Source organism: Bradyrhizobium sp. SZCCHNR3119, from assembly GCF_032487775.1.
In the GTDB taxonomy this organism is placed as follows: domain Bacteria; phylum Pseudomonadota; class Alphaproteobacteria; order Rhizobiales; family Xanthobacteraceae; genus Bradyrhizobium.
Window position 1 is genome coordinate 4,992,988 of record NZ_JAUEUV010000001.1, and the last position, 12,300, is coordinate 5,005,287.

Annotated in this window: 11 protein-coding genes; 6 read left to right on the top strand and 5 right to left on the bottom strand. The window is 63.2% G+C overall.

Annotation, left to right across the window (positions count from 1 at the left end; genetic code table 11):
- Nucleotides 1–16: 16 nt before the first annotated feature.
- From QX034_RS23015 to QX034_RS23025, 3 genes are all read right to left on the bottom strand, one after another.
- Entirely contained in the window at nt 17–625 is a 609-nt protein-coding gene (locus QX034_RS23015) for a helix-turn-helix domain-containing protein (RefSeq protein WP_315741568.1), read from the bottom strand.
- A 774-nt stretch (nt 626–1,399) separates the two neighbouring features.
- Nucleotides 1,400–1,795 carry a helix-turn-helix transcriptional regulator gene (locus QX034_RS23020; RefSeq protein WP_315707004.1) on the bottom strand — a complete coding sequence of 132 codons (396 nt, stop codon included), beginning with the start codon at nt 1,793–1,795 and terminating at the stop codon, nt 1,400–1,402.
- A 7-nt stretch (nt 1,796–1,802) separates the two neighbouring features.
- On the bottom strand, nt 1,803–3,071 hold the full coding sequence (locus QX034_RS23025; RefSeq protein WP_409977531.1) for a LysR family transcriptional regulator: 1,269 nt from the start codon (nt 3,069–3,071) through the stop codon (nt 1,803–1,805).
- A gap of 406 nt (nt 3,072–3,477) precedes the next feature.
- Between QX034_RS23025 and QX034_RS23030 the strand changes: the two genes are divergently transcribed.
- Both QX034_RS23030 and QX034_RS23035 read left to right on the top strand, forming a co-directional pair.
- Complete coding sequence (locus tag QX034_RS23030; protein ID WP_315707003.1) at nt 3,478–3,780, top strand: hypothetical protein; 303 nt, start codon at nt 3,478–3,480, stop codon at nt 3,778–3,780.
- A 224-nt stretch (nt 3,781–4,004) separates the two neighbouring features.
- Nucleotides 4,005–4,739, top strand: a complete 735-nt coding sequence (locus tag QX034_RS23035) for a cytochrome c biogenesis CcdA family protein (protein ID WP_315707002.1) — start codon at nt 4,005–4,007, stop codon at nt 4,737–4,739.
- A 34-nt stretch (nt 4,740–4,773) separates the two neighbouring features.
- On the opposite strand, the gene QX034_RS23040 is transcribed toward QX034_RS23035, so the two are convergent.
- Both QX034_RS23040 and QX034_RS23045 read right to left on the bottom strand, forming a co-directional pair.
- On the bottom strand, nt 4,774–6,291 hold the full coding sequence (locus QX034_RS23040; protein WP_315707001.1) for a sensor histidine kinase: 1,518 nt from the start codon (nt 6,289–6,291) through the stop codon (nt 4,774–4,776).
- Nucleotides 6,292–6,553: 262 nt separating this feature from the next.
- Complete coding sequence (locus QX034_RS23045; RefSeq protein WP_315707000.1) at nt 6,554–7,828, bottom strand: serine hydrolase domain-containing protein; 1,275 nt, start codon at nt 7,826–7,828, stop codon at nt 6,554–6,556.
- A gap of 148 nt (nt 7,829–7,976) precedes the next feature.
- On the opposite strand from QX034_RS23045, the gene QX034_RS23050 reads away from it, so the two are divergent.
- From QX034_RS23050 to QX034_RS23065, 4 genes are all read left to right on the top strand, one after another.
- On the top strand, nt 7,977–8,894 hold the full coding sequence (locus QX034_RS23050; protein WP_315706999.1) for a dioxygenase: 918 nt from the start codon (nt 7,977–7,979) through the stop codon (nt 8,892–8,894).
- A 283-nt stretch (nt 8,895–9,177) separates the two neighbouring features.
- Nucleotides 9,178–10,560: an MFS transporter gene (locus QX034_RS23055; RefSeq protein WP_315741564.1), complete on the top strand. Its 1,383-nt coding sequence runs from the start codon at nt 9,178–9,180 to the stop codon at nt 10,558–10,560.
- 80 nt (nt 10,561–10,640) lie between these two features.
- Nucleotides 10,641–11,066 carry a globin family protein gene (locus QX034_RS23060; RefSeq protein WP_315706997.1) on the top strand — a complete coding sequence of 142 codons (426 nt, stop codon included), beginning with the start codon at nt 10,641–10,643 and terminating at the stop codon, nt 11,064–11,066.
- A gap of 5 nt (nt 11,067–11,071) precedes the next feature.
- Nucleotides 11,072–12,286 carry an NAD(P)/FAD-dependent oxidoreductase gene (locus QX034_RS23065; protein ID WP_315741563.1) on the top strand — a complete coding sequence of 405 codons (1,215 nt, stop codon included), beginning with the start codon at nt 11,072–11,074 and terminating at the stop codon, nt 12,284–12,286.
- Nucleotides 12,287–12,300 lie beyond the last annotated feature (14 nt).

The following is a 12,300-nucleotide window of genomic DNA, read 5'->3' on the forward strand; positions in this document are numbered from 1 at the left end:
ATCGTCCTTGCTATGCCTATGGCTTGGCCGCCCGGCCTTTGCGCGATGATGCGTCGGCGGCAGGCGTCGCCTGCTTCGCAGCAGCCGCATCCCGCCGGCGAACGTCCTTCAGGAGTGTCGTTGTCGCCCATTCGATCGCGTCGGCGATCTCGGCGCTCGACATGCCGAAGTCCTCGCGCAGCGCATTCCAGGCCAGCGTATTGTTGAGATAGGCGGCGAGGGCCTCGGCCTGCCGGGCCTCCTTCGGCGTCAAATTCCTGACGAGCGGGGCCATCGCCTTGCGATGCTGCCGGATCAGGCGGCGGCGGAATTCCGCGCGCATGGAGCGGCCGGCACGTGTCAGCGCCAGGGCGCGCGCGAGCTGCGGATGTCGGTCGTAGCGCCGGCACAGCTCACGGAAGGTCGTCGGCAGTTCGTCCGGCGTGCTGAACGGGATGTAGCCGAACACGCTGTTCTCGATCCATTCGGCGGCTGCTTCCATCAGCTCGGCGCGGTTCTTGAAGTGACGGTAGATGGTCCGCTCGGCGATGCCGGCGCGCCTTGCGACGGCGGCCATGGACGTATCGTCGGCAGCCTCGTCCTCGAGAGTCTCGACGAACGCCGCGACGATGCGTTGCCGTGTCATGGCGGCGTATTCGTCCCGGACATTGGTCGGATGTCGCTGAACTGCACTCATGTCAGAAGACTGACATCTGTGCCCGCAGGGCGGCAAGACGATTTTGCGGGCACGGGCGCCGCAAAATGAAGCGCCGCTTTTGCGTCAGGAGCGGCGCGCGGGGGAGCGGCTCACTCCCCTTGGACTGCGGCTTGCGCTTTCCTGCGAAAGCGAGGTGGCCCGTCGCGGTGGTCTTCGGAATCAATGAAAGCGTCGCCCGTGAGCTTGATCGCCCATGGCGCGCCGGCTCTCATCCCTCGGCAACTTGGCGTCGCCATCTCGGCGCCCGAGCGGCGCGATCGATATCGCGAAGGGAGTGATCGGGCGCTTTGAGGTCGATGGAGCTCGGCGCGCCGGTAGCGCCGATTCATCTCGCGTTACCATCAATCATGAGGCGTAAGCGGTCACACGGGGGGCCAAGCGCCGGACTCCGCAAAATGGTCGCCGCAGCAGCAAAGTCCGCCGGACCGCCGAATGGGCGTCAGGCGAATGACTCCGATGAAACCTAGGGGACGTGACGCCAAAGCTGGCCATTGCGGCCGATAAGGCCGGGGGAGCCCGGCCACTATGGCTTGTCGTCTTGTCAAATGGCTCATCCCGCCGGATGGCCTGTCTTATCGACACCGATGCAGTGAACTCGCTCGAGTTAGCATCATGCTCGGCGCCCCCAAGTCGCGCCCTCGAGCGAAACTACTTCACTGGCATGAGGTGGTCGTATCTGACGACGTCAGATACGGCTCTATTCTATTCCTCGTTGGCCGCGATCGATTCCATCAGGGCCACCAGCTGACGCTGCACGGTCTGGTCCTTGATCTTGCTGTAGGCGCGTAGCAACCGCAGGCTGAAAGCGCTGTCCAGAAACAGGAGGCTCTCGACCTCACGCGCCTTGCCGTCGCCGTCATAGAAGAAGGTGACGGGCACATCGAGCGCGTTGGCAATCTGCTGCAGACGCGCAGCGCCGACGCGATTGACGCCCTTCTCGTACTTCTGAACCTGCTGGAAGCTCACCCCGAGCTTTTCGCCGAGTTCAGCCTGCGAGATCTTTTGTTCCACGCGCCGCAGCCGAATGCGCTTACCGAGTTCAATGTCAGGTTTGCCGGCACTGCGCTGTTTCATTTTTTTTGCCGCTGATTTGTTCATTCGAGTGTTACCGTCCTTCAGTTGAAAATCCCCCGAACAGATGGGTCAGGGGTTCACCCATATATACTGTTTTAAGTTGTTGTGGATGGATGAATTCGTCCTTGAACCACGGGTATTTGCCGGGGTTAAAGGCCTCCACAAGCCAGTCGATCATGTGCCGCACCCTAGGGATGCGGCCGCTTGTCGCATGATACGTCAGCCAGATATCGTAAGACCAGCGCAAATCAACCTCAAGAGGTATAATCTTCCCGCCTAGCGCACAGGCATAGGTCGGAAATACCCCGATTCCGGCCCCATGGGCGACGGCCCAGTAGTTTGCACTCGAGACATTCGTCCTCATCCCTATCAGGTCACGCTGATCATGACCGGGAAACAGGCTCACGAAGGCTTCGTTCGCAGCGGCTTCATCCGCGACCTGCAACACCATGCGGTGTTTGGCGAGATCGTCAACCGTCTTGGGCGAGCCGTGTGTTTCCAGATATTTCCGGCTCGCAAAGAACATCAGGTGCATGCGGCCGAGCCTGACCAGCTTGACGTCGAGCGCAGCAGGCCGTGACAGATGAATGGCGACGTCGGCCTCATGCCGCGACACGTCGGCAGATCGCATCGCGCAGTGGAGATCGATCGAGATATTGGGAAACGATTGTTGAAATTCGACCAGGCGCGGCGCGAGCCAGAATGTGCCGAGTCCTTCGGTCACGGCGACCCTGACCTCGCCGGAGGCCGCGTTGGCGACGCTGTCGCCGGCGCGCAGGAGCTCGAAGGCGGCCGCCTCCATGCGTTCGACCGCGGACACCACCAGGGCGCCCTCATCGGTCAGTCTGGCGCCATGCACGTCCCGGGTGAATAGTGTCGCGCCGACCTGACGCTCGAAATCATCGATGCGACGGCGCACCGCATTGATGGAGAGGCTGAGCCGCTCGGCGGCCGAGCGGAAGCTCCCTGCGCGCACGACCTCCAGGAAAATGCGTGCGGCGTCCCAGTCGTGCAAGCTGGGAAGTGGCAGCTTGCCGATCGCGACCTTAGGTGGTCCGGATTTGCCCGCCAGGCCGCGCAGTGGCGGTCTGCCCAGGGCGGGTCCTCCGCCGCTATCAGCGATAGTCGAATCGCCCGGCACAAGCCCCGGTCCCGCAGCCTCTGCAAAGCCCGCCGCATCCAGCGCGGGCTGGTCTGGACCATCGGTCCGGTGTTCCTCCTGAGGAACGCCCCGTTCCCTTGCAAAGCGCATACAAGCCGTCTCCGCCTGATAGACTGATAGACGCCAAAATACGGACATGGTTGGTTCCGCGCCATGGATTTTGAGGCCGATGTTGGCCGATCTGCCATGCCGGAACGAGAGGTGTGTGATCTTCGCCGTACCGTCATACCGGTCTCGGCCAGCCTGCCGGTGTGGCGAATGACGGGATCTTCCGCTGGTTTTGACCACGGATGCATTTTATCGAGCTGCAACGAAATGGTATTCGAAGGAGATGGCGCGACATGCTATCGTGCTGAACGGTTTGTCAGGTCGACCGACTTGAAGTCGATCGACTTGGGCCGCGAGGCTTTGCACCGAGCGTTCGATCCGTGCGCCCATGGGATGGTGGGCCTGTGGTGCGCGGGCAGGGAGAGGGTGACGCAAAGGTCGGAAGGGGCAGATATGCTGCGTCCGCGGGCCGTGCGCACCAACGGGATCAACCCACTTGTACTTCGTTATTGGCAAAAAACGGAATATGGCTGTGGTTAATTCAGACGAACAGATGCTTGCTGTGCTTGCCACGCTTGAGCAGTGCCGCGCAGCGCTGGCCGCAGCAGGTCAGCGGGATACGGCGCATTTGGTTTCGGTTGCGGTTCTCGACCTCCGGATGAAGCTGAATGATCTCAGCGAGGAGGATTTGCAGGCCCTGTGCGACGAGATGGTCCAGGCTGACAATCCGAACAAGCTGCGCGATCCGAAACTTCAGCCGGGCCAGCGCCGGCGGCCGCTCCTGAGGCTCGTCAAGTAGACCACCACCATGTCTTGGACGCGTTGAATGGCGCGTTTGTGATCGGCGCAACCGGTCCCTTTGGCTGAAGCCCGGTTGAAATGGCTGATAACTCGGTTCACAGGGGCGATGTGGCCGGCCCAACTGTCCGCGCATTCTCTTGCGTATTTCCTGCATCGGCTGCATGACGCGGCGTAGCGCCGGCTGCTGGCGTTCGGCCCCGGCGAGGACTTTGCAGGTACCGCATGATTCAAAACGTGTCGATTCCGGCTGCGCTGATCGCGGGCCTCGTCAGCTTCCTCTCGCCCTGCGTGCTGCCTCTGGTCCCGCCCTATCTGGTCTATCTGACCGGTGCAACGATCGAGCATATCGAGAGCGACGAGCCCCCGGCAGTTTCACAACGCGCCGTGATGATTTCGGCCGCGCTGTTCGTGCTCGGCTTCTCCACCGTCTTCGTCATGCTGGGCGCGAGCGCCTCGCTGATCGGAGAATTGATCCGGACCTGGTCGCAGGAGCTTTCGATCCTGGCCGGTATCGTCATCGTGGTGATGGGCCTGCACTTCCTGGGGCTCACCCGCATCAGCCTGCTGATGCGTGAGGGACGCTTGCCGATTCCAAAGCCTGTCGGACTCTGGGGGGCCTATGTGATGGGGCTTGCCTTCGCTTTCGGCTGGACGCCCTGCATCGGCCCGATCCTGGCCGCGATCCTGTCGATTGCGGCAGCCGAAGCCACCGTCGCGAAGGGCGCCGGCCTGCTCGCGGTCTATTCGGCGGGGCTCGGAATTCCGTTCCTGATCGCAGCCTTCATGATCGAGCAATTCTCCACGCTGCTCGCGCGGATGCGCGGCCACCTCGTCAATATCGAACGCGCGATGGGCGTCTTGATGATCGTCACCGGCATCGGCTTTTTGACCGGCGCGGTGTCGAGCTTCAGCATCTGGCTCCTGGAGACTTTTCCGGCCCTGCAGAGGTTCGGCTGAGACCGCTCACTGCTCCCCGGGGCACTGCTCCAAATCACTGCTCCAGGGCGCAAGTGATGGTGTAGACCACGCCGCGCGGCAGGAAGTCGACGGTGGCCTCGCCGCCGAGCTGGTCGCGGGCGCTGCGCTCGATCAGCCGCGAGCCGAATCCGCGCCGGATCGGCGCGGCCACCACGGGGCCGCCGGATTCGCGCCATACCACCCTGAGCTTCGGGGCTTGCAACTTGGTCACATCCTTGTCGAGAAGCAGATCCCAGGAGAGATCGACCGTCCCGCTGTCGTTGGAGAGCGCGCCATATTTGGCGGCGTTGGTCGCGATCTCGTGCACGATCATCGACAGCACGAGGGCGAGCCGCGGCGACAGCGGCACCTGAGGGCCGGACATCCTGATGCGATCGGGGCTGCTCAGCTGGTAGGGCTTCAGCACGCGCCTGATCACGTCGTCGAGTTCGGAGCCCTGCCATTTCTCTTTGCTGAGCAGGTTGTGCGCCTCGGCGAGCGCACCGAGCCGTCCCTCGAATTTCTCGCGCTCCGTGCGGCTCGCACTGCGGAAGGTCTGCACGGCGATCGCCTGCAGGATCGCCAGCGTATTCTTGACCCGGTGATTGAGCTCCTCGATCAGGAGGTCGTGCAGCATTTCGCCGCGTGCGATCGTGGTCGCCATCCGCACCGCGAAGGCGAGCCCGATGGCGAGCAGCACGCCGCCGATCAGGCTGGTGACGGCGAGGTTACGCCACAGCGGCGCAACCAGCGAGTGTTCGGCAACCCCAGCGCCGATGATCCAGCCGGTGAGTGCGGAATGGGTAAAGCTCGACATCAGCGGCACGCCGTCGAGCGAGACGCTCGACAGCGTTGCTTCCTGCCGTTGCATCATCGCTTCGTATACGGAGTCGGACGCGCGCTTGCCGATCGTATCAGCGGGATTGGGAACGCGGGCGAAGACGATGCCGTCACGGTCGAGCAGTGACAGCGTCCAATCGGTGCTCGGTTGCTGCTTTTCCAGCATGGTCTGGAACATCGCGATCGGCGGACTGAAGGAGATCTCGTAGATCACCTCGCCGTCGCGAAACACCGGCACCTCCACTGTTACTACCTGTTGTCTCTTCATGGCGCCGAAGAACAGGTTCGAATATTGCGGCTGCCGCGTCCTGAAGACCTGTTCGACGATCTCCCGGTTGTTGCGCGCAGGCAGGCTTGCCGTATCGGTCGTTGCGGAGGAGAACAGCTGATGTCCGTCGCGGTCGCAGACGAGGATGGTGCCGTCCTTGCCGTACTGCTCGAGGAAGCCCATCGCGATCGGGCGGAAGCGTTCGAAGTCGCCAGACTTCAAAGCATCGGTGAGCGCGAGGACCTGCACTCCTCCGGTCATCCTCTGCATCTCGGCATCGAGCGTCAAACGGATGCTGTGCACCGTGTCCAGCACGCGTTGCCGGGCCTCGTTGCGGTCCTGTACGTAGTTGTGGAAGACGATGCCACCTGCGAACACGATCAAGGGTAGCGTGGTCCCTGCGACCAGGAGGGCAAGCCGGACGGGCAGGGAGAGCTTCGGCAACGGTGTTCCGTTTCTAATTGCCCCCGATGCGCCCATGGGTGCGGCGACAGGAGACCTTGAGGCATCAGGTCCAGCACGCGCTGGTCTCAAGAAGGCTGCAGGATATCATGCCGGCGCGGCTGCCTCAGCAACACATGTTGCGGCGGGCAGCCGTTCACATCATCGTCAGCATAGGAGGGGCGATCACCATTCGCCAAGCGCTTTACCGCGCAGATGGCAGGTTCCGCGCGCGCCGCCGTTGCAACATTTCTGGTGCTGTCGATCAAAGATTGCTATCTGTGATCGCGGCGTAGACCATGGTACGCAGCTCGCGCCGGATCGGATAGGCGCTCGACGGCAGGACCTGGGTCATGAAGATCGTGATCAGCTCCTCGGCGGGATCGATCCAGAATGCGGTGGAGGCCGCGCCGCCCCAGGCATATTCGCCGGCGCTGCCCGGGATCAGTGTCTTTGCTGGGTCCATCGTGACCGAGAAGCCGAGTCCGAAACCGATGCCGTTATAGGCTGCCTCCGCGAACATCGAGCGCGACATCGCCGGCAGGTCGACGCCACCGGGCAGGTGGTTGGACGTCATCAGCTGCAGCGTTTTCGGTCCCAGGAGGCGCACGCCGCCCAGCTCGCCGCCCTTGATCAGCGCGCGGCAGAAGGTGAGATAGTCAGACGAGGTGGAGCAGAGGCCGCCGCCGCCCGAGATGAAATCCGGCGGTGACAGGAACGTGCTGGTGGCCGGGTCGTCCTGCAGCGTGAGGCCGCCTTTGCGCTCGGCGGCATGGAAGCTCAGTCCGCCGCCCGCATCGGCCGAATAGCATGCGGCGAGCCGGTGCGCCTTGGCGGCCGGTACGTGGAAATCGGTGTCGCTCATCCCGAGCGGATCGAAGATGCGTTCTTTCAGGAATTGCTCGAACGGCTGGTCGGCGATCTTGCCAATCAGGTAGCCGATCACGTCGGTCGAGACCGAGTAGTTCCAGGCTTCGCCCGGGGAGAATTCCAACGGGATTTTTGCGAGGTCTGCGATCATCGACTGCATCGTACCGGCCTTTTCCACCGCGCCGATCTTCGCCTCCCGATAGGCTGCGTCCACGTTGGAGCGCTGCTGGAAGCCGTAGGTGAGGCCCGATGTGTGCCGCAACAGATCGACGATCTGCATCGGCCGGGCCGGCGGCCGGGTCACGAAGGCGGGCGCGGTGCCCGCGACGAACACGCCGAGGTTTTTCCATTCCGGAATATATTTGGCGACGGAGTCGTCGAGCGCGACCTTGCCTTCCTCGAACAGCATCATGAAGGCGACCGAGGTGATCGGCTTTGTCATCGAGTAGATGCGGTAGATCGTATCGTCCTTGACGGGCACGTTGCGCTCGACATCGGCAAGCCCGATCGAACTCATATGCACCACGTGGCCGCGTCGATAGACCAGCAGCTGGGTGCCCGGGAAGCGGCCGCTGTCGACATAACGGGCCTTCAGATGTGCATCGATCCGCTCGAGTGCAGCCTTGGACATGCCAGCGGATTCGGGGACGGCGGTCGTGGGGGCAAGCATCAGGGCATCTCCATCCGTCGTGCGGGTTTCGTTGGGGTCTCTTCTTCGCGACATGATCTTGATAGCCGAAAACCGGCTACCATTCCAAGGGAGCCAGCTTACAGAGGTAGCATGCCTGGTGTAGCCTTGACGCAAGGGAGGACTGCCAATGACCCAATTCAACGAAGCCCAGCTCACTGAGGCCGTCGTCGCCAGCTTCGAGCGCACGCCGGATGCGCGGACGAAATTCCTGCTGCAGGAATTGGTGAAGTCGCTGCACGACTATGTCCGCAAGACCAATCCTACCTTCGACGAATGGGCGAGTGCGGTCGATTTCCTGACCCGCACCGGGCAGAAATGCACCGCGAGCCGGCAGGAGTTCATCCTGCTGTCCGACGTGCTCGGCGTGTCCATGCTGGTCGATGCGGTCAATCATCGCGAGCGCGGAGGAGCCACCGAGACCACCGTGCTCGGCCCGTTCTATGTCGGCGAGCACAAGGTCATGGCTCATGGCACGGATATCTCTGGAACGAGCGTGGGTGAGAAGATGTTCGTGCAGGGCCGGGTCACGGATCCCGCCGGTGCGCCGGTCGCGGGCGCGGCGGTCGACGTATGGCACGCCGACGACGAAGGCTTCTACGATTCGCAGCGGCCGGCCTATGAGACGGAGGGGCCATCCTTGCGGGCTCGCTTCATCACCGACTCCGACGGCCGCTTTTTCTTCCGTACCATCCTGCCATGCAGCTATCCGATCCCGACCGATGGTCCTGTCGGTGGAATGATCCTCTATGCGCAGCGCCATCCGATGCGGCCGGCGCATGTGCATTTTCTGGTCGATGCCAAGGGTTACGAGCCTCTCATCACCCACGTCTTCATCGGGGGCGACAAATATCTCGACAGTGACGTCGTGTTCGGCGTGAAGGACGAACTCATCGCGCAGGTCGAGCGACGCACGGATCCGGTGATGCCGGACGGCGAATCCGTCGCCGCGCCTTGGCATTTGATGACCTATGAATTCCGCATGAAGGCCGGGGCCGGGATTGCGCCGAAACCGTTGGGCGCAACGGCTGCCGAGGCGGCGGAATAGCCGGCGAGTTAACTGCCCACTTCTTGTGCGTTGCACAGGAGGTGGGCGAATCGCAAAATTTGGGGGCGCCTCTGATCGGCTGACCTGTTTTTAGGCAGCTGTAAGTAATTGATTTCTTTTAAAGACCTCTCTCCGTGGTCGCTGGCACGAAGCTTGAATGAAAGAGCTTGCAGACGCCACCGACGCCGTCGCTGAGCTCACATCACCCGACATTTGAAATCGCCAGCCTGGGGCCTCCCCAGAGCGTGCACCCGTGCGTGCGCGCGTGTGAAGGACATCTCGCATGAGCCAACAGAACCCGACCTGGATCTCGGATTGGAATCCGGAGGATGAGACGTTTTGGAATAAGACGGGCAAGATCATCGCCCGGCGCAATCTGATCTGGTCGATCGTCGCCGAGCATATCGGCTTCTCGGTGTGGCTGATCTGGTCGATCGTCGCGACCAAGCTGCCGCAGGCGGGCTTTCATTATTCGACCGACGAGTTGTTTCAACTGGTCGCGCTGCCCGGCTTGATCGGGTCTCTGATGCGCTTCCCCTATACGTTTGCGGTGACCACGTTCGGCGGCCGCAACTGGACCATCTTCTCCGCCTCGATCCTGTTCATCCCGACACTGGCGCTTGCGTATTTCGTCAGCCATCCGGAAACGCCGTTCTGGCTGATGCTGCTGGTCGCTTCGACCGCCGGCCTCGGCGGCGGCAACTTCGCCTCGTCGATGACCAACATCTCCTTCTTCTATCCCGACCGCATGAAGGGCTGGGCGCTCGGGCTGAATGCGGCCGGCGGCAATATCGGCGTATCCAGCGTGCAGCTGCTGACCCCGATCCTGATGGGCCTCGGCCTCATCAATCTGTACCAGGCCAGTCCCGTCAGCGGCGTCTACCTGCAGAATGCCGGCCTGATGTGGGTGCTGCCGATTGCGATCGCGGTGTTCGGCGCCACCTTCTTCATGAACAACCTGACCTCAGCCAAGGCCTCGATCAAGAACCAGCTTGCGATCGTCAAGCGCAAGCACACCTGGATCATGTCGTTCATCTATATCGGCACGTTCGGGTCCTTCATCGGCTATTCGGCGGCGTTTCCGCTGCTCATCAAGACGCAGTTTCCGGCGGTGACCATCGCAATCGCCTTCCTCGGCCCGCTGGTCGGCTCGCTGTCGCGTCCGCTCGGCGGCCTGCTGGCCGACCGCATCGGCGGTGCCATCATCACCTTCTGGAACTTCATCGCGATGGTGGCCGCGACGATCGGCGTGCTCTACTTCGTCGGCGTCAAGGACTTCACCGGCTTCCTGGTCTCGTTCCTGGTTCTGTTCGTCACCACCGGCATCGGCAACGGTTCGACCTACCGCATGATCCCGTCGATCTTCCGCGAGGAAAATCTGCACAAGGTGAAGGGCCAGGGCGATGCCGCACGTCTTGCGGCGTTGAAGACCGCGAGCATCGAGAGCGGTGCGGCGGTCGGCTTCATCGGCGCGATCGGTGCGGTCGGCGGTTATTTCATCCCGAGCGGCTTCGGCAAGTCGATCGCGGCGACCGGCGGCCCGCAGACTGCGCTCATCGTCTACCTCTCCTTCTACGCAGTCTGCCTGGCGCTCACCTGGTGGTTCTACCTGCGCCGCGCGCCGGAAACCGCCGGCGCGCCGAGCCTTGCGGAAGCCCGCATCTGACGCTGCGGGGCGGATGGTGGCTCGACCACCATCCGCTTCGTCTGACGAATGGCCTTTCCTCAAACCATTGGATCGCCCAGATGACGCCTTCACAGATCACGCTGCTCCAAGACAGCTTCGCCAAGGTCGCGCCGATCTCCGATCAGGCCGCCATGATCTTCTACGACCGGCTCTTCGAAGTCGCCCCGCAGGTGCGGGCCCTGTTTCCCGACGATCTCACCGAGCAGCGCAAGAAGCTGATGGCGACGCTTGCGGTGGTCGTCAACGGTCTCACCAATCTCGAAGCCATCCTGCCGGCGGCAAGCGCGCTCGCCATCCGTCACGTCGACTACGGCGCCAAGCCGGAGCACTATCCGGTGGTCGGTGCGGCCTTGCTCTGGACGCTGGAGAAGGGCTTGGGCGATGCCTGGACGCCGGAGGTCGCGGACGCCTGGACCGCGGCTTACGGCACACTGTCGAACTACATGATTGCGGAAGCCTACGGCAACAAGCAGGCCGCGGAGTAAGAGCTTTGAGCGAACCGCTTGTCATCGTCGGCAACGGCATGGCCGCAGCCAGGCTGGTCGAGGAGTTGTCGAAGACTGCGCTCGGCCGCTATGCGGTCGCCGTGATCGGCGAAGAGCCGAGACTCGCCTATAATCGCGTGCTGCTGTCGTCGGTGCTCGCGGGCGAGGTCGGCTCGCACGAGATCGAGCTGAAGCCGGCGGCATGGTGGCGCGAGCGCGGCGTGACCCTGAAATATGGTGCGCGCGCCACCGAGATCGATGTCGGCCGGCGCGAGCTGAAGGTGGAGAATGACGAGAGCATCGCGTTCTCCAAATTGGTGCTGGCGACCGGCTCGTTGCCGATCCGGCTCAACGTTCCGGGCGCGGATCTGACCGGCGTGCACACGTTTCGCGACAGCCGCGACGCCGATATTCTTCTGGCCCTCGCGGCGCAGAAGAAGCGCGTGGTCGTGATCGGCGGCGGCCTGCTCGGGCTGGAAGCGGCCTACGGGCTCGCTCGTGCCGGGACACCGGTGACGCTGCTGCATCTGATGGACCGGCTGATGGAGCGGCAGCTCGACCAGCCCGCGGCGGCCCTTTTGAAGTCGTTGGTCGAACGCAAGGGCATCGAGGTGCTGCTCGAGGCCAATACTGCGCGCATCGAAGGCGACGGCAGAGTGGAGGGCGTCGAGCTCGCTGACGGCCGCCGGATCGCGGCCGCGGCCGTGATCTTCGCCGCCGGCATCCGGCCGAACGTCGCGCTGGCCAAGGAAGCAGGTCTTGCCGTCAATCGCGGCATCGTCGTCGACGACCAGATGCAGAGCAGCGCGCCGGACATCTTCGCGCTCGGCGAATGCGCCGAGCATCGCGGTACCTGTTACGGCCTTGTCGAGCCCGCCCATGACCAGGCCCGCGTGTTGGCGCGGCATCTGGCCGGCGCAAGCGCCGCCTATGAGGGCAGCGTCGTCGCGACCAACCTCAAGGTCTCCGGCGTCTCGGTGTTCTCGGCCGGCGACTACGTCGGCGCCGACGGCAGCGAGGCCATCGTGCTCAACGATTTCAGGCGCGGCATCTACAAGAAGCTGGTGATCGCCGAGGGGCGGCTGACGGGCGCGGTGCTGATCGGTGATACCAGGGATGCGCTCTGGTATCGCGACCTGATCCGCGCCCGCGAGCCGGTCGCGCCGATCAGGACCGAGATGATGTTCGGCCGCGCGACGGCGCGGCCGCGCGCCGCGTGAAGAGGGACCACGCA